The sequence below is a fragment of the Melaminivora alkalimesophila genome (assembly GCF_000282995.1).
GTDB lineage: Bacteria > Pseudomonadota > Gammaproteobacteria > Burkholderiales > Burkholderiaceae_C > Melaminivora > Melaminivora alkalimesophila.
Genome location: NZ_ALEE01000473.1, coordinates 1 through 23,376, shown reverse-complemented (window position 1 = coordinate 23,376; position 23,376 = coordinate 1). Strand labels below are relative to the sequence as shown.

At 70.9% G+C, this 23,376-nt stretch carries 14 protein-coding genes; 5 read left to right on the top strand and 9 right to left on the bottom strand.

Going from position 1 to position 23,376, the window contains the following annotated elements:
• On the bottom strand, positions 1 to 429 hold a 429-nt coding region (locus A612_RS09200; RefSeq protein ID WP_019374205.1), incomplete at its 3' end, for an HAD hydrolase-like protein.
• Positions 430 to 487: 58 nt separating this feature from the next.
• Positions 488 to 1,510, bottom strand: a complete 1,023-nt coding sequence (locus A612_RS09195; protein WP_040436479.1) for an RluA family pseudouridine synthase — start codon at positions 1,508 to 1,510, stop codon at positions 488 to 490.
• A 636-nt stretch (positions 1,511 to 2,146) separates the two neighbouring features.
• Here A612_RS09195 and A612_RS09190 point away from each other — a divergent pair.
• From A612_RS09190 to queF, 5 genes are all read left to right on the top strand, one after another.
• The gene (locus A612_RS09190) at positions 2,147 to 5,224 is read left to right on the top strand and encodes an Rne/Rng family ribonuclease (protein WP_019374203.1); all 3,078 of its coding nucleotides are present in this window, start codon (positions 2,147 to 2,149) and stop codon (positions 5,222 to 5,224) included.
• A 146-nt stretch (positions 5,225 to 5,370) separates the two neighbouring features.
• Positions 5,371 to 6,153, top strand: a complete 783-nt coding sequence (gene yaaA, locus A612_RS09185) for a peroxide stress protein YaaA (RefSeq protein ID WP_173370366.1) — start codon at positions 5,371 to 5,373, stop codon at positions 6,151 to 6,153.
• Between the two features lie 31 nt (positions 6,154 to 6,184).
• Entirely contained in the window at positions 6,185 to 6,571 is a 387-nt protein-coding gene (locus A612_RS09180; protein WP_019374201.1) for a hypothetical protein, read from the top strand.
• Positions 6,572 to 6,594: 23 nt separating this feature from the next.
• Positions 6,595 to 7,464: a 2OG-Fe(II) oxygenase gene (locus A612_RS09175; RefSeq protein WP_019374200.1), complete on the top strand. Its 870-nt coding sequence runs from the start codon at positions 6,595 to 6,597 to the stop codon at positions 7,462 to 7,464.
• A 58-nt stretch (positions 7,465 to 7,522) separates the two neighbouring features.
• A complete protein-coding gene (gene queF, locus A612_RS09170; RefSeq protein WP_019374199.1) occupies positions 7,523 to 8,368 on the top strand; it encodes an NADPH-dependent 7-cyano-7-deazaguanine reductase QueF in 846 nt (281 codons plus the stop codon).
• Positions 8,369 to 8,370: 2 nt separating this feature from the next.
• Here the strand turns inward: queF and A612_RS09165 are convergent, their stop codons facing one another.
• The 7 genes from A612_RS09165 to A612_RS09135 form a co-directional block, all read right to left on the bottom strand.
• Positions 8,371 to 9,933: a methyl-accepting chemotaxis protein gene (locus A612_RS09165; protein ID WP_019374198.1), complete on the bottom strand. Its 1,563-nt coding sequence runs from the start codon at positions 9,931 to 9,933 to the stop codon at positions 8,371 to 8,373.
• 90 nt (positions 9,934 to 10,023) lie between these two features.
• A complete protein-coding gene (locus A612_RS09160; protein ID WP_019374197.1) occupies positions 10,024 to 11,193 on the bottom strand; it encodes a Y-family DNA polymerase in 1,170 nt (389 codons plus the stop codon).
• A gap of 216 nt (positions 11,194 to 11,409) precedes the next feature.
• Positions 11,410 to 12,345, bottom strand: coding sequence for a DMT family transporter (locus tag A612_RS09155; protein WP_019374196.1), 936 nt, complete (start codon positions 12,343 to 12,345; stop codon positions 11,410 to 11,412).
• Positions 12,346 to 12,501: 156 nt separating this feature from the next.
• A complete protein-coding gene (locus tag A612_RS09150) occupies positions 12,502 to 13,674 on the bottom strand; it encodes an alpha-hydroxy acid oxidase (RefSeq protein WP_019374195.1) in 1,173 nt (390 codons plus the stop codon).
• A gap of 178 nt (positions 13,675 to 13,852) precedes the next feature.
• Positions 13,853 to 16,090 (bottom strand): penicillin-binding protein 1C, encoded by a 2,238-nt coding sequence (gene pbpC, locus A612_RS09145; protein ID WP_019374194.1) that lies wholly within the window; start codon positions 16,088 to 16,090, stop codon positions 13,853 to 13,855.
• 171 nt (positions 16,091 to 16,261) lie between these two features.
• Entirely contained in the window at positions 16,262 to 22,243 is a 5,982-nt protein-coding gene (locus A612_RS09140) for an alpha-2-macroglobulin family protein (protein WP_019374193.1), read from the bottom strand.
• Between the two features lie 86 nt (positions 22,244 to 22,329).
• Entirely contained in the window at positions 22,330 to 23,316 is a 987-nt protein-coding gene (locus A612_RS09135) for a Bug family tripartite tricarboxylate transporter substrate binding protein (protein ID WP_019374192.1), read from the bottom strand.
• Positions 23,317 to 23,376: the final 60 nt, after the last annotated feature.

The window sequence follows — 23,376 nt, the reverse complement described above, 5'->3', positions numbered from 1 at the left end:
GGTCTCGTCGGCGGTGCGCGAGCCGTCGAACATGCCGCGCAGCTGCACGGCGCCCAGAACGTGGTCCAGTCCGCGCCGGCTCTTGCCGGTCGCCACCGTGAGCAGGTGGCCGCGGCCCTTGAGCATCTCCAGCAGCGGCAGCACGCCCGGGAACAGGCTCACGTCGTCCTGGTGCTGCAGGTAGTGGTAGCGGTAGCGGTTGCCCAGCTCGGTGTATTTCTCCGGCGGCACGTCGGGCGCGGCGTGTGCGAGTGCCTGCGGCAGCGCCATGCCGATGACCCAGGCCGCCGCCTCGCTGGTGGGCACCTGCCCGCCCACGTCGCGCACCGCGTCCTGGATGCTGCGCACGATGATGGCGGTGGAGTCGAACAGCGTGCCGTCCCAGTCGAAGGCGATCAGGTCGAAGCGGCGGCGGGCGGAAGCGGACATCGGGACGAAGCGGAGGGACGTTGGAATGCCGGACGGCGGTGGCCCATGCCCGAGGGGCTCAAGGGGCCGAAGGAGCGAGGAAGGCCGACAGGTCGGCAGGCAGCTCGGCGTGCAGCGTGGTGCGCTCGCCGGTGGCGGGATGGTCGAACTGTAGCCGCCAGGCGTGCAGGAACATGCGGCGCAATCCCTGCCTGTGGACGCGGCGATTGAGGTCGAAGTCGCCGTACTTGTCGTCGCCCACGATGCCGTGGCCGTTGCTGGCCAGGTGCACGCGGATCTGGTGCGTGCGGCCGGTCTTGATGGTGACTTCCAGCAGCGACATGGCAGGCAGCTCCTCGGCCGGGCGCGGCGCAAGACGCTCGCGCACGCGCACCAGGGTGAGCGCGCGCATGGCGTCCGGGTCGTCGGCGGTGGTCACGCGCACGCGGCGCTCGCCGTCGGCCTGCAGGTACTTGTGCAGCGGCGTGTCGATCACCCGCCGCGCCTCGGGCCACTGCCCAGCGACCAGCGCCAGGTAGGTCTTGCCCGTGGAGCGGCCCCGGAACTGCTCCTGCAACTGGGTCAGTGCCGAGCGGCGCTTGGCGACCAGCAGGATGCCGGAGGTTTCCCGGTCCAGCCGGTGCACGAGTTCCAGGAACTTCGCCCCCGGCCGCGCCCGCCGCAACTGCTCGATCACGCCGAAGCTCACGCCGCTGCCGCCGTGCACGGCCACGCCGGCCGGCTTGTCGAGCGCGATCAGGTGCTCGTCCTCCAGCAGGATGGGGAATTCGCGCGGCGGCGCGGCACGCGCTCCGTCTTCTTCCTGGAGCGGCGCCATGCGCACCGGCGGCACACGCACCTGGTCGCCCGCCGCCACGCGGGCGTCGGCGCTGGCGCGGCCGCGGTTCAGGCGCACCTCGCCGCTGCGGATGATGCGGTAGACGTGGGTCTTGGGCACGCCCTTGAGGTGGCGCAGCAGGAAATTGTCCAGGCGCTGACCGGCGGACTCGCCATCGACCTGGAGAATGCGCACGGCGGCAGCGCCCTGCCCTTGCGCGGACGCGCCCCTTGCGGCCGCTTTGCCGCCTATAATCTGTTTCACCTGCGCGACGAATGTGTAAGTGGTTGATCCGTCTGGATTTTAACGGACGTGGCCCGGTTCGCTGCGCAGGCTGGTCGATGCCAACGGGCGTCGTGCGCATTCCGGAGCGGCCTTCTGCCGCCTCTCCCGGCTGCCGCGCACGGCGCACGGCGGGCTGACTCATCGAAACACTGAATACGGATATCTCAGGTCGGCGCCGGCCTTCCCGTGCCTGTCTTGCCTCTCTGCAAGGCACGGTGCCCGGCGGATCAAAGCGAAATCATGGGGCTGCTTCTGGCATGGATCGTGTCGCTGTGGCGGGGGCGTGAGCTCCTGCCCTGGCCATGCGTGCCCGCGGCTGTGCCCACCCGCACCGTGCCCCCCGCGCGACCCCCGGTCGCGTGGCGGCGCACGCTGCGCCTCGCCCCCATCCACGCCCCTCCTCTTCGCTTGCGCGGCTGTTGAGCCCCGCGCAGGCGCCCCGTGCCTGCGCCTTTTTCGCGCAGCCCGAAGGCATCCGTCGTCCCGTCCGTTTCGGCGCGTCCGCCCCGGCATCTTGGGCCCTTCCCGAAGGGCCGGTGATGACGCCTGTGCATGGCCCCCTGTGGCCCCCTGCCCCGGCGCATGGATACGCAAGACAACGAAGGAAACGCATCAATGAAGCGGATGCTCATCAACGCCACGCAGCCCGAGGAGCGGCGCCTGGCCATCGTGGACGGCCAGAAGCTGCTGGACTACGAGATCGAGATCGAAGGGCGCGAGCAGCGCAAGGGCAACATCTACAAGGCCGTGGTGACGCGCGTCGAGCCCTCGCTGGAGGCCTGCTTTGTCGATTACGGCGAGGACCGCCACGGCTTCCTGCCCTTCAAGGAAATCTCCAAGCAGTACTTCGCCGAGGGCGTCTCGCCGTCGCAGGCGCGCATCAGCGAGGCCATCAAGGAAGGCCAGGAACTGATCGTCCAGGTGGACAAGGAAGAGCGCGGCAACAAGGGCGCGGCGCTCACCACCTTCATCAGCCTGGCCGGCCGCTACGTGGTGCTGATGCCCAACAACCCGCGCGGCGGCGGCGTCTCGCGGCGCATCGAGGGTGAGGACCGCGCCGAGCTGAAGGAGGCGATGGACCAGCTCGAATACCCCAAGGGCATGAGCATCATCGCGCGCACCGCCGGCATCGGTCGCACCGCGCCCGAGCTGCAGTGGGATCTGAACTACCTGCTCAAGCTCTGGAACGCCATCGACGGCGCCGCCAAGGCCGGCAAGGGCGCCTTCCTGATCTACCAGGAATCGAGCCTGGTGATCCGCGCGATCCGCGACTACTTCAACAGCGACATCGGCGACATCCTGATCGACACCGACGACATCTACGAGCAGGCGCAGCAGTTCATGCAGCACGTCATGCCCGAGCACGCGTCCAAGGTGAAACGCTACCGCGACGACGCGCCGCTGTTCTCGCGCTTCCAGATCGAGCACCAGATCGAGTCGGCCTACTCGCGCACCGTGACGCTGCCGTCGGGCGGCGCCATCGTGATCGACCACACCGAGGCGCTGGTCAGCGTGGACGTGAACTCGGCGCGCGCCATCAAGGGCGGCGACATCGAGGAGACCGCCACGCGCACCAACCTGGAGGCCGCCGACGAGGTGGCGCGCCAGATGCGCCTGCGCGACCTGGGCGGGCTGATCGTCATCGACTTCATCGACATGGAGGAGTCGAAGAACCGCCGCGAGGTGGAGCAGCGCCTGCGCGAGGCGCTGCGCCAGGACCGCGCCCGCGTGCAACTGGGCTCGATCAGCAAGTTCGGCCTGCTGGAGATGAGCCGCCAGCGCCTGAAGCCTTCGCTGTCCGAGGGCGCGCACATCCGCTGCCCGCTGTGCGACGGCACCGGCCACGTGCGCGACACGGAAGGCTTTGCGCTGCAGATGCTGCGCATGATCCAGGAAGAGTGCATGAAGGACAACACGGCCGGCGTGCATTGCCAGGTGCCGGTGGAGGTCGCGAGCTTCCTGCTGAACGAAAAGCGCACCGAGATCGCCAAGATCGAGCTCAAGCAGCGCGTCTCCGTGGTGCTGATCCCGAACAAGTCGCTCGCCACGCCGCACTACCGGCTCGAGCGCCTCAAGCACGACGACCCGCGCCTGGAAAACCTGGACGCCAGCTACAAGCTGGCCGACGTGGAGGAAGACCAGACCAAGGTCACGCGCCGCTCGCAGGAGCCCACCAACAAGCAGACGCCCGTGATCAAGGGCGTGTTGCCCGACGCACCGGCCCCTGTGGCCGAGCCGCGCCCCGAAGGCGCCGCCCGCGGCGCCACGCGCCCGCAGGGCCAGGGCCAGCAGCGCCCGGCAACGGCCCCCACGCCTGCGCCCCAGCGCCCGGCCGCCGCACCTGCGCCCGAGCAGGGCTTCTTCGCATGGATCAAGAGCCTGTTCGGCTTTGGCGCCGCACCCGCGCCCGCACCTGTGGCCGCCCCCGCGCAGACGCCCGCGGAACCCGGCGCACGCGGCGAAGGGCGTCGCGGTGAGCGCGGCGGTCGCCGTGGCGAACGCACTGGTGAACGCAGCGGCGAGCGTGGCGGTGAGCGCAATGGCAACCGCGAAGGCGGCGAAGGCCGCGGCCGCCGTGGCGAAGGCCGTGGCGGCGAGCGCAGCGCCGAGGGCCGCGAGAACCGCGAACCGCGTGAGCCACGCAATGGCCGCGACGGCGAACGCCGTGGCGAGCGCGCGGAAGGCGAGAGCCGCCGCGAGCCGCGCGAAGGCCGTGGCGGCCGCGAGCGCGGTGAGCGCAACGCACAGCCGCCCATGCAGTCTGCGGCCGACCCGGCCAACACCCCGGTCACGACCGATGCCGACGTGGCAGTGACCGAGGAGCGCTCGGCACGCACCGGCGAGCGCGGTGAACGCCGCGAACGGGGTGAACGAGGCGAGCGCCGTGAGCGCGGCGGCGAGCGCCGCGAACGCGGCCCGCGCACCATCGACGCCAACGCCCCCGCCGCTGGCGCCGACTTTGCCGACACTGCGCCCCTGGCCGCATTGCCGGACCTGGACCTGTCCGGCGCTGAAGTTGGTACGTCCGGCGCCGAAGCCCCCGCCGGCGAGGAGCGCCGCGAGCGCCGTTCGCGCGACCGCTATGGACGCGACCGCCGCGAACGTGGCGAGCGCAGCCCGCGCAATGCCGAGGCCAGCGCCACCGGTGCCGATGCCGAAGCGCCTGCCGCGCCGCTGATGGACCTGGACCTCCCCGCTCCCGCTGCGGCGGCCGAGGAAGACTCCGCCCCCGCACGCCGCAGCTATTTCGCCTCCGCTCCGGCATCTGCCCCGGCGGCAACGCCGCAGGCCGCGTCCGAAGCCGCTGCCGCAGTGACGCCGCCCCCGGCCGCCGTGGCAGCCCCCGCACCGGCGCCCGCGCCCGTTGCAGCGGCACCTGTGCCCGCACCGGCTCCGGCTGCCACCGCGGTAGCGCCGGCAACCGGCGGCATGCCGCGCGTGCAGGCATTCACGCTGCCCGTGGACACGCTGCAGCAGGTGGCGCAGGCTTCGGGCCTGCAATGGGTGAATTCCGACGCCCAGAAGATCGCCGCCGCGCAGGCCGCGATTGCGGCCGAGCCCAAGCCCGTCCACGTGCCGCGCGAGCGCGCGCCCGTGGTGGTGCTGGATGAAGGTCCGCTGGTGCTGGTGGAAACCCGCCGCGACCTGGGTGCGATGCAGCTGCCGTTCGACCAGGACAACGCGGCCGCCTAAGCCCGCGCCATGGCAGAACACCGGGGGCATCATGCCCCCGGTGGCGTTTACGCTATCGATAAATGAGCTGCTGGCGCTTGATGGATAAGCCTTAGAGGCATATTCAGCTGATAGCCACGGCAGCTCGCACATTGGGAGTAATGACCGTGCTGTTCCTGCTGTCGCCCGCCAAGTCGCTGGACTACGACACCCCCCTGCCCGCCGGCCTGCCGCACACGCTGCCCGCGTTCGTGCCCGACGCACAGCGCCTGATCGCGGTGCTGCGCGAGAAGTCGCCGCAGGAAGTGGCCGCGCTGATGTCGATCAGCGACCCGCTGGCCGCCCTCAACGTGGCGCGCTATGCGGCCTGGCAGCCGCGCTTCACGGCCGCCAACGCGCGCCAGGCGGTGATGGCCTTCAACGGCGACGTGTACGAAGGGCTGCAGGCACAGTCGCTCTCCCTCGAAGACCTGCAGTGGGCGCAGCAGCATGTCGCCATCCTGAGCGGCCTGTACGGTGTGCTGCGGCCGCTGGACCGCATGCAGCCCTATCGCCTGGAGATGGGCACGCGCCTGGCGACCGATGCCGGCGCCAACCTCTACCAGTTCTGGGGCGCGCGCATCGCCGAACACCTGAACCAGCGCCTGGCCGCGGACGCCACGCCGGTGGTGGTCAACCTGGCTTCGCAGGAGTACTTCAAGTCCGTGGACCGCAAGGTGCTCAAGGCGCGCGTGATCGAATGCGTGTTCGAGGACCACAAGGCCGGCCAGTACAAGATCATCAGCTTCTACGCCAAGCGCGCGCGCGGCCTGATGGCGCGCTGGGCCATTCAGCAGCGCGCGGCCACCCCGCGGCGGCTGGAGGAATTCGACCTGGAAGGCTATGCTTTCCACCCGGCCTCGTCCCAGCCCGACCGGCTCGTGTTCCGCCGCCACGCCGCCGGCAGCTAGACAGGTTCCCCTCCTTTCCTGGACGCCCCCCATGAACCACGCCGTCGAAACCGCGCACTACCCCGCCACCCAAGCCATCGACCAGCCCTTCGAGGCCACCGTGCGCGAAGGCTGGGGCGTGTGGATCACGTTCATGCGCGAAGAATTCCTGAAAGCCACCTTCACGCGGCGCGCCGACGCGGAGGCGTTTGCCGCCCAGCACACGCATGGCGGCCAGCGAGGCCAGGTGCGGCGCATGTGGCTGCTGGTGAACGAGACGGCCGGCGAGGCGTATGCGCTCGCGTCCGACGGCGTGCAGCCGCTGCAGGGTGTAGACCTGGACTTTCGCCACCACCAGCGCCTGCAGACGCTGCGCAGCGACGTGCTGTCGCGCTTGAGCGATGCCGAACTGCAGGTGCTGGGCCTCAAGCGCACCTGAAACCCCTGCCCCAACGAAAGCCCATGCCCGATCACAGCTTCGCCTCCTCCCAGTCCGTTACGCCCGAGCTGCGCCAGTGGATCCTCGACCAGTCCGGCGCCGGCATCGCCACGCCCGCACTGATCGAGGCCATGCGCAACGCGGGCTGGGCCGATAGCGTTGCCGTGCGCGCGGTGGAGGAGGTACTGCGTGCGCATCTGGACGGCGCGGCGCAGCCGCAAGGCCTGCCGCCCGCCGTGCCGGTGCCCGAGCCCGACATCGCCGACGCGCCGCTCTTCATCGACGTGGGCGACCGCCAGGTCGAGGTGCTGATGTCGATGGCCCACCCGCGCGTGGTGCTGTTCGGCAACCTGCTGTCGCCCGAGGAATGCCAGGCCATCATCGATGCCGCACAGCCACGCATGGCACGCTCGCTCACCGTGCAGACCACCACCGGCGGCGAAGAGGTGAACGCGGACCGCACCAGCGACGGCATGTTCTTTCAGCGCGGCGAGACGCCCGTGGTGCAGCGGCTGGAAGAGCGCATCGCCCGCCTGGTGCGCTGGCCCATCCAGAACGGCGAAGGCCTGCAGGTGCTGCACTACCGCCCCGGCGCGGAATACAAGCCGCACTACGACTACTTCGACCCCGACCAGCCCGGCACCTCCACCATCGTGCGCCGCGGCGGCCAGCGCGTGGCAACGCTGGTGATCTACCTGAACAACCCGCTCAAGGGCGGCGGCACCACCTTCCCCGACGTGCCCCTGGAAGTGGCGCCGCGCCAGGGCAATGCGGTGTTCTTCAGCTACGAACGGCCCCACCCCAGCACGCGCACGCTGCACGGCGGCGCCTCGGTGATCGAGGGCGAGAAGTGGATCGCCACCAAATGGCTGCGCGAACGGGAATTCAAATGAAATGGGCCGCTAGCGCTTATTCGACAAGCGCCAGCAGCTATCCAATCCATAGCACACAATGAACACCCCGGAACACTCCCAGCTCGGCAAGGCCTCGGCCTATGCCGACCAGTACGACGCGTCGCTGCTGTTTCCCATCCCGCGCGCGGACAAGCGCGCCGAGATCGGCATCGACGGCAGCGCCCCCTTCTTCGGCGCGGACCTGTGGACGGCGTTCGAGCTGTCCTGGCTCAACCTGCGCGGCAAGCCGCAGGTGGCCCTCGCCCACATCACCGTTCCCTGCGAGACGCCCCACATCGTCGAGAGCAAGTCGTTCAAGCTGTACCTGAACAGCTTCAACAACACCCGCTTTGCCAGTGAGGCCGAAGTGCGCACACGCATCCGCGCCGACGTGAGCGAGGCCGTGTGGCGCGGCGCTGAGCACCCTGGCACCGTGGGCGTGACGCTGCTGCTGCCCGAGGCCTTCGACCGCGAGCCCATCCACGAGCTGGACGGCCTGCTGCTGGACCGCCTGGACGTGGAATGCACGCGCTACCAGCCCGCGCCCGAGCTGCTGGCCGCCCGCCATGACGAGGCCCCGGTGACCGAGACGCTGGTGAGCCACCTGCTCAAGAGCAACTGCCTGGTGACCGGCCAGCCCGACTGGGGCAGCGTGCAGATTCGCTACACCGGCCCGCAGATAGACCAGGAAGGCCTGCTGCAATACATCGTCAGCTTTCGCAACCACAACGAATTCCATGAGCAGTGTGTGGAACGCATCTTCATGGACCTGTGGACGCGCTGCAAGCCCATCAAACTGGAGGTGTATGCGCGCTACACGCGCCGCGGGGGCCTGGACATCAACCCCTGGCGCACCAGCCACCCGCAGGCGATGCCCAAGAACGTCCGCACCGCGCGTCAGTAAGTTCAGCGCACGCGGAAGACTTCCAATGTGCGCCCGAGCACGGCAGCACTGTCACTCATGACGCGGGATGCTGCGGCCGATTGTTCCGCCAAGGCTGCGTTCTGCTGGGTGTCCCGATCGAGCAGGGTGACGGCCTCGTTGACCTGCGAGATGCCCTCTGCCTGCTCGCGCGCTGCGACACCCATCTGGCCCATCAGGGTATTGACGTGCGCCACCGACTGCACCACCTGTTCGATGGTCTTGCTGGCCGACTGCATCAGGCCCGCACCGCGGCCGATGTTGCTGGCCGACTCGTTGATGAGCGCCTGGATTTCCTTGGCGGCCTCGGACGAGCGCTGCGCCAGGCTGCGCACCTCCCCTGCCACCACGGCAAAGCCACGCCCCTGCTCACCCGCACGCGCGGCCTCGACGGCTGCATTGAGCGCCAGGATGTTGGTCTGAAAGGCGATGCCCTCGATGGTCGAGATGATCTGCCCCATCTTGCGCGAAGACTGCTCGATGGCACCAAACACCTGGCTGACCTGAGCCACCGCCTGCCCGCCCTGGGTCGCCAGTTCGGCACTGTGGTGGCTCTCGCGCACCACTTTTTGTGCGGCCTCGTTGGAGTTTTCCACCGTGGCAGAGAGTTGCTCCATGGCCGCGGCAGATTCTTCCAGGCTGCTGGCCTGGGATTCGGCACGGCCGGACAAATCCAGCGCGCTCTGCGCCATCTCGACCGACACCGCACTGAACTTTTCCATCTCCTCCATCGCATCGCCCACCACGGCCCGGATGTTGAGTTGCAACCGCTGCACGCGCGCCATGACCTTGCCCAGCACATGGGTCATGGGCAGCTCGGGCTCGCGGTGCGTGAGGTCGCCAGCGGCCATCCTGTTGAGCAGGCGGCGCAGGCTGCGGATGGGCAGGGTCATGCCCACGTGGTAGCGCGCCAGCACCAGGCCCGCCGTCACCAGCCAGGCCAGGGTGTGCAGGGCCACGGCCATGCCATCGTTCCAGCCCATCCAGCCTGGCACCAGCGACACCAGCATGAGCGGCAGCAGCATGGCCGCCAGGCGCAGCGTGGGGCCCGCGCGGTAGCGCTTGCGCAGATGGTCCCACATGCTGGTACTGCGCACGCCCCCGGCGTGCATCCGGATGGTCTGGCGCCCAGACTCGCGCTCCTGCTTGACGCGTGCATACAAGGCCTCGGCGGCCTGGACCTGCTCGCGCGTGGGCTTGGTGCGCACCGACAGGTAGCCCACCGGCTTGCCCTCGCGCATGATGGGCGTGACGTGGGCCTGCACCCAGTAGAAGTCGCCGTTCTTGCGCCGGTTCTTCACAAAGCCCGTCCAGCTGCGGCCGCGCCCAATGGTGGCCCACATGTCCTTGTAGGCCTCGGGCGGCATGTCCGGGTGGCGGATTATGTTGTGCGGCTGGCCCATGAGTTCTTCCATGGTGAAGCCACTCACACGGGCAAAGGGCGCGTTGCAGTGTGTCAGCACCCCCTTGGTATCTGTGGTCGACATCAGCAGTTCGTCGGCCGGAAAATCGTATTCGTTCTTGGTGACGGGAAGGTTGACGCGCATAGATAAAGCCGATGAAAGATTCCGCGTTGAAACAGTGCAGACCATTGTGCCCCTCTTCTGACACAAATATTTACACAATACCCCTGATTGTCAGAAAAGCCCCACAGTGGCGCCTTGCTTGCGCGCCGGCGGCATGCTGTCGGCGCTGTGCGGCGCCACCGGCACCAGGGATGCCACGCGCACCCCCAGCAGGCGCAGGCGCCGGTCCAGCGGCACGCGCTTGAGGCACAGGCCCGCCACGCGGCGGATGGTTGCCGCGTCATGCGTGGGCACGGCAATGGTCTGGTCGCGGGTGACGGCGCGAAAGTCGTCATAGCGCAGCTTGATGCCGATGGTGCGGCCCGCGTAGCCCTTGCGCTGCAGGTCCTGCGCCACGCGCTGGCACAGGTCGGTGAAGATGGCGCCGAGTTCGGCGCGGTCGTGCACGGCGTGCAGGTCGCGGTCAAAGGTGGTTTCGCGGCTCATGCTCACGGGCTCGCTCTTGGTGACCACCGGGCGCTCGTCGCGCCCCCAGGCCGCGTCGTGCAGCCAGGCACCGTAGGAACGCCCGAACTGCTGCATCAGCCACGGCAGCGGCCGCTGGGCCAGTTCGCCAATGGTGCGGATGCCGTGGGCGAGCAGCCTGGCCTCGGCCTTGGGACCCACGCCGTTGATCTTGCGGCAGTCCAGCGGCCAGATCAGGTCTTGCAGGTCGCCTGGCTGCACGATGGAGATGCCGTTGGGCTTGTTGAACTCGCTCGCCATCTTGGCGATGAGCTTGTTGGGCGCCACGCCGATCGAGCAGGTCAACCCCGTGGCGTCGAAGATGCTCTTCTGGATCAGCCGCGCCAGCACCCGCCCGCCGTCGCGCTGGCCGCCCGCTACTCGCGTAAAGTCGATGTACACCTCGTCCACGCCGCGGTCTTCCATGACCGGCGCGATGGAGAGGATTACCTCTTTGAAAAGCCTGGAGTAGCGACGGTAGGCAGCAAAGTCCACCGGCAGCAGCACGGCCTGCGGACACAGGCGCGCGGCCTTCATCAGCCCCATGGCCGAGCCCACGCCGAACTGGCGCGCCGCATAGGTGGCGGTGGTGATCACGCCGCGGCCCGCGTAGTCCTTCAGCAGCGCAAACGCCGCCACCGGAATATCCCCCGGCCGCCCGGCGTAGGCAGCGGCCAGCGCTTCGTCCTGCGGGCGGCGGCCGCCGCCGATCACCACGGGCAGCCCCTTGAGCTGCGGGTAGCGCAGCAGTTCGACGGATGCGTAGAACGCATCCATGTCGAGGTGGGCGATGCGGCGATCAGAGGCAGTAGCGGTCACGGCCGCAATTGTCGCGCGCTGCGCGAGTCGTGCCGCCTAGGAAACTGGCGCGCCCCCCGGCGTGGGCCACCGCGCAAGGGCCGCCCCGCCGCGCTGGTGGCGTCCCCCTGCCCGCATTGCGCGGCAATGCGAGAGCGGGGGGAAGGCGCGAAGCGACTCAGGGGATGTTTCTCTTCACACGCCCTGTAGGCAGATCAGCACCAACCCCACCAGCATCAACGCCATGCCGATCTTCTCGGGCCGCGTGAAGGACTCGCTGAACAGGCGGCGCGATACCAGGTAGCTGAACACCACCTCTACCATGCCCAGCGTGCGCACGGCGCCCGTGGTCTGCATGGCGTAGGCGGTGAACCACGCCAGCGACGCGGCCGCACCCATGCTGCCCGCCACCAGCGACATGCGCCACGCCGGCCACAGCGGCGCCAGGCCCCGCTCGGTCTTGAGCGCCACCCAGGCGCCCAGGCCCAGCGTCTGCAGCGTCTGCGCGAACAGCACGCCCCAGGCGCCCGACAGCCACGGCGTCTCGGCCCCCAGTGCCAGCGCCCCGCCCCGAAAGCCCACCGAAGCGATCGCAAAGCTGGCGCCGCACGCCAGGCCGTAGAGCGCAGGGCGGCTCAGCCAGGCCGCAGGCGACAGCAGCTGCCCGCGCGGCGGCAGCGACAGCAGCAGCACGCCCAGCGTGGCCACCACCATCGCCAGCAGCGCGAGCGGCGTGGGCAGTTCGTGCAGGAACACGCTGGCGAACAGCGCCACCTGCAGCACCTCGGTCTTGGACAGGGTCACGGCAACGGCGAAGTTGCGCTCGGCCATGGCCAGCAGCAGGAAAGCCGTGCCCGCGATCTGGAAGAACGCGCCCAGCGCGATCCAGCCCAGGTAGGCGGCACTGAAATGCGGCACGGCCGGCGGCTGCGCGGGCCAGGCGTACAGCAACGCCAGCCACAGGCCGGCAAACGGCAGGCCGTAGAGAAAGCGCACCAGCGTGGCGGGCAGCGTGCCCAGCTCGGCGGTCAGGGAGCGCTGCGCGGTGTTGCGCACGGTCTGCGCCAGCGCGGCAAACAGCACCACGGGCACCCAGAGCCAGGGTGCAACGGCGGTCAGGGAGGAGGTCATGCGCCGCCGAGCATAGCCAGCGCCATCGCCGCGCAGCCCCTGCGATTGGCGAGGGGCGCCTCAGCCCATGGCGATGGCCATCCTGATACCCGAAGCCAAATCAGCCGCCAGCGCTTATCTACCAAGCGCCAGCAGCTATTAAAACAATAGTGCGCGTCAGCTCTGCGGCGCGGTGGGATAGGTGCCGGGCACGAGGATGGAGCGGCCCACGTTCTGGATGTTGGTGTGGCCGCAGAAGGCCATGGTCACGTCCAGCTCCTTGTGGAGGATCTGCAGCGCCTTGGTCACGCCCGCCTCGCCGAATGCGCCCAGGCCATACACCATGGCGCGGCCGATCATGGTGCCGCGCGCGCCCAGCGCCCAGGCCTTGAGCACGTCCTGGCCGCTGCGGATGCCGCCGTCCATCCACACCTCGGTCTGCGAGCCCACGGCATCCACGATGGCTGGCAGCGCGTGGATGGCGGACGGCGCGCCGTCCAACTGGCGCCCGCCGTGGTTGCTGACCACGATGGCGTCTGCGCCGTGCTGCACGGCCAGGCGCGCGTCCTCCTCGACCATGATGCCCTTGAGGATCAGCTTGCCGCCCCACTGCTCCTTCACCCAGGCCACGTCGGCCCAGGACAGGCGCGGGTCGAACTGCTCATTGGTCCAGGCGGCGAGCGAACTCATGTCCGACACGCCCTTCACGTGGCCCACCAGGTTGCGGAAGGTGCGCCGCTGCGTGCCCGCCATGCCGAGGCACCAGCGCGGCTTGGTCATCAGGTTCAGGATATTGGCCAGCGTCGGCCGCGGCGGGGCGGACAGGCCGTTCTTGATGTCCTTGTGGCGCTGGCCGATGACCTGCAGGTCGAGTGTGAGCACCAGGGCGCTGCAGCCGGCTGCCTTGGCGCGCGCGATCATGCGCGCCATGGAGTCGCGGTCGCGCATCATGTACAACTGGAACCAGAACGGCGCGCTGGTGTGCGCGGCGATGTCCTCGATCGAGCAGATGCTCATGGTGGACAGCGTGAAGGGAATGCCGAACTTCTCGGCGGCGCGCGCGGCGTGGATCTCGCCGTCGGCGTGCTGCATACCGGTGAGGCCCACCGGGGCGATCGCCACCGGCATGCGCGCAGGCGTGCCCACCATGGTGGTGGCAGTGCTGCGCCCTTCCATGTTCACGGCCACGCGCTGGCGCAGCTTGATGGGCGTGAAATCGCTTTCGTTGGCGCGGTAGGTGGTCTCGGTCCACGAGCCCGAGTCGGCATAGTCGTAGAACATGCGCGGCACGCGGCGCTCGGCGATCCGGCGCAGGTCTTCGATGGTGGTGATCTTGGAGAGGTCGGGCACGGCGGCTCCTCGATGGACGGTCGGACGAACGGCACACGGCGAGAGACCGCGCAGGACAGCGCGGCAGTGCGCCCGGGATGTGCATGCGGTGGATTGTGCCGCCGGGCGCGGCGCTCGCGAGCGACGGGCGGCGCTCCCGAAAGATGGTTGCTTTCCTGGCGTGCCTGCAGCTGCCCCCTCAGCGCCGGCCCTCGCGCACGCCGGCCCCGCGCACCTCGATGCGCACCTCGTCGAGCATGCGCCCGCTGCCATCCACCAGCTGCACCCGGTGGCGCCCCGGCCACGGCGGCCAGGCCCACTGCCGGCCCCGGCCCGCAATCCGCCCGTCGATGCGCCAGGCGAGCGCCTGGCCGGGCTGGCCGCCCTGCGCGCTGAACTGCAGGCGCTGGTAGGCCGGAGGGATGTCCGGGTCGAGCGCGACGATGGTGCCGGGCGCCGGCGCCGCGATGCGCGCGCCGGGCGCTTCGTCACCACCCTCCCCGCCCCCGGCCAGAGGGCTGCGCGCACCGGCGACAGGCGGCCCGGCCGGCGCGCTGTCCAGGGCGAACAGCGCCTGCTGCGTGCCCGCGAGGAACCACTCCTCGCGCGGTCCCTCGATCCAGCCGCCCTCCGGCAGCGGCCCGAAACGCACCGCCTGCCGCACCACCCCGGCCGGCGGCATGGGCGCATGGCTGGGCACGTCCCGGTGCAGCCCGTGCATCAGCTCGGCCCAGATGGGCGCGGCGCCGCTGGTGCCGCTCACGTCGTGCATGGGCGCGCCGCTGGCGTTGCCCACCCACACGCCCACGGTGTAGTGCTGCGACCAGCCCAAGGCCCAGTTGTCGCGCATGTCCTTGCTGGTGCCGGTCTTCACGGCGGTCCAGATGCGCGTGGCCAGGATGCTGTCCGGCCCGAAGGTGCGCACCCGCGCGTTGGCATCCGACAGGATGTCGCCCACGATGAAGGCCGCCCCGGCGTCGAGCACCTGCACCGCTGCCGGGGGCGGATCGCCCACGCCCGCCATGCGCAGCCGCACCGGCGCGTGGCGCCCGCCGTTGGCCAGCGCGCGGAAGGCATTCGCCAGGTGCAGCAACTGCACCTCGCTGCTGCCCAGCGCCAGGCTGTAGCCGTAGTAGCCACCCGATTCGGGCAGCGGCAGCCCCAGGCGGCGCAGCTGCCCAAAGAAGGCGTCGGGCGTGACCATGACCAGCGCGCGCACGGCCGGCACGTTCAACGAGGCTGCCAGCGCCGTGCGCACCGAGACGGTGCCCTTGAACCGGCGGTCGTAGTTCTGCGGGATGTACAGGCCGCTGGCCGTCGGGATGTGCGCGCTGGAATCCTCCACCAGCGAGGCCGCCGTCAGCCGCCGCTCGGCGATCGCCTGGGCATACAGGAAGGGTTTGAGCGTCGAGCCCGGCTGGCGCAGCGCCAGCACGCCGTCCACCTCGGCCGCCGCGCTCAAGGGCCCGGAAGATCCGACCCAGGCCAGCACCTCGCCACTGGCGTTGTCCAGCACCACCAGCGCGCCGTCCTGCACGTTCTGCCCCGCCAGCTCGCGCAGGTGGCGCGCGAGCGTCTCGATCGCCATGCGCTGCAGCGGGGCGCTCAAGCTCGTGCGTTCGCCCCGCCGCAGCGCCTCCTCGCCGGCCGCGCGCAGCCACTGCCGCGCGTAGTGCGGCGCGATCCCCTCGCTCGCGCCCCAGGCGCGCCGTTGCAGGGCGCCCGCCGTGAACAGGTCCAGCGCGGTGCAGTCCGCCGCCCCGCCCCGCCCCTGGCGCATGTCGCGCAGCACCCCGCAGGCGCGGCGCGCAACAAGCTCGGGCCGCGCATTCGGCGCACGCACCAGCGCCGCCGCCACCGCCGCCTCGCGCTCGTCCAGGCCGTGCGCCGCCTTGGCGAACAGCGTGCGGGCCAGGGCGTCGATGCCCACCAGCTCGCCGCGGAACGGCACCAGGTTCAGGTAGGCCTCCAGGATCTGGTCCTTGCGCCAGCGCCGCTCCAGCACCTGCGCGGCCACCGCCTGGCCGAGCTTTTGCGGAACGCTGCGCCCGCCTGGGCTGCTGCGCCAGTCGCTGTCGAGCAGGCCGGCAAGCTGCATGGTGATGGTGCTGGTGCCGCGCGTGCGCCGGTTCCAGAGGTTGGCCCAGGCGGCGGCCGAGACGGCCGCCCAGTCCACGCCGCTGTGTTCATGGAAGCGCCGGTCCTCGCTCAACACCAGCGCCGCGCGCAGCGCCGGCGAGATGTCTTTCAGCTCCACCCACTGCCCGCGGCGCACGCTGCCGTCCAGCCGCACCCGCTGGATCGCCTCGCCCTCGCGCGAGAGCAGCACTGCATCGGACGGCCGGAAATCGGCCTTGACCTCCTCGAAGGTGGGCAGGGCCCAGGCCGCCGGCCCAAAGAGGGCCAGGACGAGGAGCAGAACCAGGGACGAGGGCATCGACGAGGACGGGCGGGGACAGCTGCGGCAGGCGGGCGAGGAGGACGCGCACGGGCAAGCGCAGGTCTGGGGGGTCCATGTTAAGGGCCAACGCCCTGCCCGGCAGCGCCTCGCCACCCTGCCCGGCAGGGAGTCACTTCACAGCAGCCGCGCTCCCAGCGTGGGCCTCCTTCACGGTTGCACGACAGTCACGCCCGCGTTCGGGGTCATGCCGTGCATCTCCGGCGCATACAGCGCCTCCACGCGGCTGGGCGGCAGCTGGAAGGTGCCCGCGTTGTTCAGCCGCACGGTGTACTGCATCATCACCTTGCCCTTGGGCAGGTATTCGTAGTAGCTGCGGAAGGCCTCGAAGCTGCGCTCCTCGTAGGCCGGCCAGCCCGCACCTTCGCGCTCCTCGCCCCGGGTGGCGATCGCCGAATCCCGGCCCAGGCCGCTGCCCAGGATGGTGGCGCCCGCCGGGATGGGATCGGTGATCGCCACCCAGGTCATGTCGGCGCTGCTGGTCACTTCCAGCGTCACGCGCAGCACGTCGCCGCGCGCGTACTGGCCGGCGGGCAGGCTCCTGTCGGCCTGCTCGACGGGCACCACGCTCTTCTGGATGGCAAAACCCGCCGCGAAGGGCGAAGTCAGCGGCACGGCGGCCAGCGACTGCAGCGTGAGCCAGGGCTTGCCCGGGCCCTGGTGCGTCACCTCCAGGGTCTGCGCGCCCGTGCCCCACGGCAGCAGCACCCGGTTGCCCGTCAGGTTGCCGGGCGAGGCCGGGGCGCCGAAGGCGCTGCCCTGGTGGGCGGCGCCCTGCGGGTCGGCGCTGGTCAGGCGGCGCACCTGCGACCAGTCCACGCTGGCGCTGGCTTGCCCGAGGCTGGCGCGTGTGGTGCCGGCCACCGGCGTGGCCTCGAAGCGGGCACTGAACTTCTGCAGTGCCAGGCCGCCCCAGAGGTTCGCGGTGGTGGTGTGCCAGGCGCCGCCCTGCTGGCGGGCGATGAAGCCGCCCACCAGGCGCGGCAGGTCCTCGCGCCAGGCGGGGTCGTCGAGCACCGCCAGCAGCAGGCGCGCCATGTTGGCGTCGCCGCCCTGCATCAGCCACCACCAGTTGTCTTCCTGCTCGGTGGAGAACACCGCCCGGCTGCCCTGCCAGGACAGACGCGCGCGCAGGATCTGCATGGCCTCGGCCAGGCGCTGCGCGCGCTCGGGGATGCCGTCCACGCGCTGGAGCACGTTGACCCAGTCGATCACGGCGTGCGTGGGCCACTGGTTGGGCGCGATCGTCAGGCTGGTCAGCATGCGCGCCTGGGCCTTGCCATGGCGCGACAGGGCCTCGATGGCCGCCAGCTTGCGCAGGTCCAGGTCCTTGCGCGGGCTCCAGAAGTCGCGCTGGATGCGGCCTTCGACAAAGGCGACGAGCCCCCGCTCCAGGGGCTCGCGCACCTCGGGCGGCAGCGCGAATTCCGGGTGCAGGCTGGAAGCCTCGTGCGAGGCGGCCAGCAGGTAGGCCGTGAGCGTGTCGCTGCCGCGGCGGCTGTTCCCGGCGGACGGCGGGAAGTAATACGCCAGCCCGTCCTCGTCCAGGTAGGTCGGCAGGCGCGCAACGACGCCCTGCCACAGCGCGGCATCGCCCAGGCCGACGGCGCGGCTGGCCTGCTGCTCCAGGCAGGTGTAGGGGTAGCGCGCCCACCAGTCGCGCACGCCCGGCAGGCCCTCGGCCAGCTTCGGCGTGAGCGCCAGGCCCACACCCCCGCGCCCGGCAAGCGCCCCGGCGGGCGGCGCCACCTCGCGCTGCAGGCTGCCGTCGATCTGCGCGAGCGTCGCCTGCTGCACCGTGACCGGCACCGCCGGCACCACGCGCTGGCTCACTTTCAGCGCATCGCGCGCGCCGTCGGCCCCGCCGGCCGTGTCGCGCGCCTCGATCTCCCACAAGAGCACCTGGGCGCGCAGGCCACCCGCCTCATCCGGCACGGCGACCTCCCAGCCCACCTCGCGCGACTCCCCCGCCGGGATGTCCACCCGTTGCGGCGCCAGCTGCAGCAGCGTGGCGCGCGGCGCGACCTCGACCTGCATGTCCCGGGCGGTGGTGTTGCGCAGCGTGAGCTGGGCACGGAACCGGTCGCCGCTGCGCACCAGCGGCGGCAGGCCGCTGACGATCTGCAGGTCCTGCGTGGCGCGGATGCGGGTGCTGCCGGTGCCGAACAGACCGGTGCCGGCGTCGGCCACGGCCACGATCCTGAAGGTGGTCAACGCATCGTTCAACGGCACCGTCACCTTGGCCTGGCCCTGCGCATCGAGCTGGATCGCCGGCTGCCACAGCAGCAGCGTGTCGAGCAGCTCGCGCGTCTGCGCCCGCCCGCCGCCGCCGCCTGCCGGTACGGCCTTCTTGCCATAGTGGCGCCGGCCGATGATCTCCATTTGCGCGGTGGAAGTCTCCACGCCCCAGGCGCGGCGCGCGAGCATCGCCTCCAGCAGGTTCCAGCTGGTGTTGGGCATGAGCTCCAGCAGCGCCTCGTCCACGGCGGCCAGCGCGACTTCCGCGCCGGCGGCGGGCTTGCCGCCCGGCAGCGTGGCCGAGATGGTGACCTGTGCCTTGCCGCGCACGGGGTAGCTGTCCTGGTCCGCCTGCACCTGCACGGCGATCTGGTGCGCCGCCGCGCCCACCTTCAACTCGGCCATGCCGAAGCGGTAGGCGGGCTTGGCCAGATCCACCATGGCCGTGGGGGCGACGTACTCGCGCCCCTCGTGCCGGAAAGCGTTCCACCACTCGCGCGGTGCCTTGAAACCCCAGGTGAAGAAGCTGTACCAGGGCACCTCGCGCAGCCGCCCGCGCAGCGCCAGCACGCTGACGTACACATTGGGGGCCCAGCCCTCCTCGATCTTCAGCTCGATGGTCGGATCCTGCCCGTTGAGCTGCACCACGCGCGTGTCGAGCACGCCCTCGCGCTCCACCGCCACCAGCGCGGTGGCGAAACGAAACGGCATGCGCACCTGCAGCCGGGCGGTCTCGCCGGGCGCATAGCTCTTCCTTTCGGGCAGCACGTCGATGCGGTCGTGGTCCTCGCCGCCGAACCACAGCTCGCCGCGGCGCGTCACCCAGACCGACGTGGCGGCCTCGGCCTCGTTGCCCTCCCTGTCGCGCGCAGTGGCCACCAGCTCGATCTCGCCCGGCCTGTCCAGCTTCACGTCGCACAGCAGCAGGCCACGGCTGTCGCTCTTGCCGGAGCAGACCGTGCCCAGGTCGTGCGCCTCCACGCGGTTGTCGTAGCTGTAGAACCCCCCAACCATGCGCTTCCGGCTGGTGGTGGTGGTGCGGGCGATGGCACGCACGGCCAGCGGCACGCCCTCGCGGACCTTGCCATCGGGCGACAGCGCCAGCGCCTGCAGGCGCGCCCGCCCGCCGCTGGAGACCCAGCCCTCGGTCTTGATGCCGGCGATGACCGCGGCCGGCCACAGCGGCCGCGTGCTGCGCAGCGTCTGCACCTCGCCGTTCGGATCGGCGTAGGTGGCCTCCAGCACCAGCTCCTGCGGCTGGGGCGACTGCGGCAGCTCCTCGATGGTGAGACGGCCCGCGCCGTTCTGGTCGAGCGTGAGGGCCAGCTTGTCGGCGATGACGCGCGTGTCCTCGCGCGCGGCAGGCTCCTCGTCGTCGCTGTCCTGCGCCTGCCTGCGCGGGCCGCGGAAACTGAACTCGGCGAAGTCATCGAATTGCGCGCCGCGCTCGCGCACCATGGCTGACACGCGCACCGGCAGGCGCGCAGCCGGCCCGCCCGAGACGTAGTTCACCCGCACGTCCACCGGCAGGCTGCGCACGCGCACCAGCGCGTCCTTGCCGACCGGGGCGATGCGCCCCTCCAGCACCGGCAGGCGGAACTCCTCCACGCGGAAGCTGCCGCTGTCGAAGGAGCGCGCCTGGCGGTTTTCCCCGTTGCCGCCCAGGCGAACCTGGTACAAGCCCAGCTTGGCGGCCGGCGGCACCTGGAATGCGCTCTCGGCGCTCAGGCCGCCGGTGGCGGTGGCGCGCCAGGCGAGCGGCTGGGTGAACTCCTGGCCGCTGCCCACATGGGTGATGGTCAGCTGCGCGGGCCGGCTGTCCGGCAATCCGAAACCCTTGCTGCCCTGGCTGCGCAGCAGGTGCTTCATGGAGACGGTCTCGCCCGCGCGCAGCAGCGTGCGGTCGAAGATGGTGTGGGCCACCTCGTCGCGCTGGGCCTGGTTGCTGGTCGGCGCGTTGAAGCGCCAGGGCTCGATGCCGCGCTGCCAGTCGCTCCAGGCAAAGGCGAGGTCATCGCCCGCGCGTGCGCTGACGAAGTAGGCGCTGCGCCACGCGTCCTCGCCCTGGCAGGTGGGCGCATCGGGCGACAGGCCCGCCAGGCGCGCGATGCCGTGCGCGTCGGTGAGCGCGCTGGCCAGCTCCGTGCCGTCGCAGGACGAGACGCGCACGCGCGCGCCGGCCACGGGCTGGCCCTTGTCCAGGGTGGTCACCCAGGCCATGGCGTTCTCGCGCCCCAGCTTGAAGTGCACGCCCAGGTTGGTGACCAGCGCGGTAGTGCGCACGTACATGGTGCGCTGCGCGCCGTGCGCTTCGTCCAGCAGCGCGGCGCCCAGGCGGGGCGAGGCGATTTCCACCACGGAAAAACCCGGCGGCAGCGGGATGCCCACCACCTCGAAGGGGCGTGGATCGCCCGCCGCGGGCGCCGGCAGCTCCAGCGTGGTCACGCCGCGCTGGCCCTGCAGCAGCGAGAGCATGCGGGTCTGCACCCGGTCCTGGTCGCCGTCCTGCAGCGCCTGGGGCAGCGGGCTGCGCACCTCGCGCAGCGCCTGCTCGCGCGCGACGGTGAAGCCGTCGTAGCGCTCCACGCGGCGCAGCCAGGCGATGATGTCCTGGTCGCCTTCCGGCTGCAGGGTGTGGACCTTGCTGCCGTCGGCCCGGGCCACGCCCGGCTGCAGGCCCTGCACGGCCAGCTGCGCCTCCACGTTGCGCAGCGTGACCGGCAGCAGCGCCGGGCCGTCCGGCCCCTCGGCGTAACGCTCCACGATGCCGAAGGGCGCCGCGGCGAACTTGGCCAGCGGCGGCATGTCGCCCGTGGCCACGGCCAGCGGGAAATCCTGTGCGTTGGCCGGTGCGCGGCCCGCATCGTCCGCGAACCCCCCGGGGAGCTCCAGCGTGTAGCGGGCCTGCACCGCAAGGGGCGGCGGGAAGCTGACGCCCTCCACGGGCGCATCGTCCGGCAGGCGGCGGCCGTCCTCCTCGCCCTCGATGCGGGGCTCCAGCGCCCGGTCGCCAGCCCGCAGGCGAATGGCGCGCGCCAGCTTGGCCGGGACGGGCGCGTTGAAGGACACGCGCATCGGCCGGATCGGCAGGCACGCGGCCTGGGCATTCTCGCGCTCGCAGGAGAACTCCACCGCAAAGGGCTTGCGCACTTGGTAGGCGAAGCGTTTCTCCACGCTGCTGGCGATGCCGCTGGGCGTGGCCACGCCCTTGCCGTAGACCAGCTCCATGCGGCTGCCGGCCGTCAGGCGCCGCGCGCAGGACAGCGTGGCGTAGCGCAAGGGCTCCTTGCCGGCGGCTTCGGCCTGGCGGGTCGCCTTCAGAAGCTGCGCGCGTGCCTGGCCCTCGATCAGGCGCACGGGAATGCGCTCGCCCACGCCGTCGGCCACGCACCAGACGTGCTCGGCCAGGCTGGTCGGGGTGGCGGGCCCGTTGAGCCGCAGCACGAAGGCCTGCTCCTCGTCGATGTCCTGCCAAGTGCCGGGACGCACGTCCTGCACGAAGGGCCCTCCCGTGTGGAAGCGGTAACTGGGCGCACCCGACAGCCGCTCGCCCGAAGCCGAGCGGAAGCCCCGCACGGCATCCACGCTGCAGCGCACGCCCGGGGGCAGGTCCGCAGCGAACTCATGCACCCATTCGCGGTCGCTGTTCCAGCGGGCCGTGCCGCGCGCGGCATCCGGATCGCTGCAGGAGACCGTGAACGGCGCGGGCGCACGCGGGTCGCCGAAGCGCACCGCCGGCCCGTCGAACTTCGCCACCACCTGGCGCACGCGCGCCACCTCGCCCTGCGGCGAGAGGCTGGTGACCGACAGGGCCTGGGCCGCCCCCACGGCAGCGAGCCACAGGCCCAGGAGGGCGGCGATCCTGGCGGTGCGGGATGCGGCGAAAGCGGACATGCGCTCTTCCTTTCACGATTCGCCGCGCACGGCGGTGCAGGCATGCCCCGGCGGCCCTGCCCGCCGGGACGGGATGGCGAAGCGCCTTATTGCGGCGTGAAGCCGCTGTCCTGGATGATGCGCTTCCACACGCGGGTGTAGGCGCGCTCGCGCTCGGCCAGCTGCGCTGGCGTCATGAAATCCACCGTCAGGCCCATGGCGATGAGCTGCTCGCGCACCTGCGGCCGGGCCAGCACCTGCGCCAGTGCCTGCGAAAAGCGCGTCAGGAAGGCCTCGGGCGTGCCGGCCGGGGCGTAGAAGCCGTAGTAAGGCGTGTCCTCGAAGCCGCCCATGCCCAGTTCGGCGAAGGTCGGCACGTCCGGCAGCGCCGCCTGGCGCTGGTTGCCCAGCACCGCCACCACGCGCAGCTTGCCGGCGCGGTGGTTCTCGATGAAGTCCTGCACCGAACCGATGCCGGCCGGGATCTGGTTGCCCAGCATGTCGGCGATCATCGGCGCGCTGCCGCGGTAGGGCGCGGAGACCAGATCCAGCCCATGGCGCTGGGCGAGCAGCTTGACCAGGAACTCGGGCGTGGAAGCCGGCGCGGGAATGCCCACGGCGCTCTTGCCGCCCTGCTGGCGCTTCACCCATTCGACGTACTGCGCAAAGCCCGTCGCCGGCGTGCCGGGCGAGACCGCGAAGGCGTTCACGAAGGTGGCAAAGCCGCCCGCCGCCACGAAGTCGCGCTCCGGCTCGAAGCCGGCGTTCCTGACCACCTGCGGCAGGATGGAGATGGTGTGGTCGTGCGTGAGAAACAGCAGCGAGCCGTCGGCCGGCCCGCTCTTGAGCGCCAGCGCCGCGATCTGGCCACCCGCGCCGGGGCGGTTCTCCACCACCACGTTGGTGCCGAGCCGCTCGCGCAGCCCTTCGGCCAGCAGGCGCCCGATCACGTCGGTGCCGCCCCCCGGCGGGAAGCCCACCAGCACGCGCAGGGTCTTGGAGCTGCCCACCTGCGCCCACGTGGGCACGGTGGCTGGCAGGGCGGTGGCTGCTGCGGCGCAGGCCAGCAGGCGGCGGCGGGAAAAGAAGGCCATGGCAAGCTCCGAAACGATGCAAAGGGGCGTTGGGCGACTGGACTGTAGCGGCAGGAGTGT

Coding starts and splice junctions, on each gene's coding strand:
- A612_RS09190 (WP_019374203.1), top strand. CDS start 2,147: ATGAAGCGGATGCTCATCAACGCCACGCAGCCCGAGGAGCGGCGCCTG.
- A612_RS09180 (WP_019374201.1), top strand. CDS start 6,185: ATGAACCACGCCGTCGAAACCGCGCACTACCCCGCCACCCAAGCCATC.
- A612_RS09175 (WP_019374200.1), top strand. CDS start 6,595: ATGCCCGATCACAGCTTCGCCTCCTCCCAGTCCGTTACGCCCGAGCTG.
- queF (WP_019374199.1), top strand. CDS start 7,523: ATGAACACCCCGGAACACTCCCAGCTCGGCAAGGCCTCGGCCTATGCC.
- A612_RS09165 (WP_019374198.1), bottom strand. CDS start 9,933: ATGCGCGTCAACCTTCCCGTCACCAAGAACGAATACGATTTTCCGGCC.
- A612_RS09160 (WP_019374197.1), bottom strand. CDS start 11,193: ATGGATGCGTTCTACGCATCCGTCGAACTGCTGCGCTACCCGCAGCTC.
- A612_RS09155 (WP_019374196.1), bottom strand. CDS start 12,345: ATGACCTCCTCCCTGACCGCCGTTGCACCCTGGCTCTGGGTGCCCGTG.
- pbpC (WP_019374194.1), bottom strand. CDS start 16,090: ATGCCCTCGTCCCTGGTTCTGCTCCTCGTCCTGGCCCTCTTTGGGCCG.
- A612_RS09140 (WP_019374193.1), bottom strand. CDS start 22,243: ATGTCCGCTTTCGCCGCATCCCGCACCGCCAGGATCGCCGCCCTCCTG.
- A612_RS09135 (WP_019374192.1), bottom strand. CDS start 23,316: ATGGCCTTCTTTTCCCGCCGCCGCCTGCTGGCCTGCGCCGCAGCAGCC.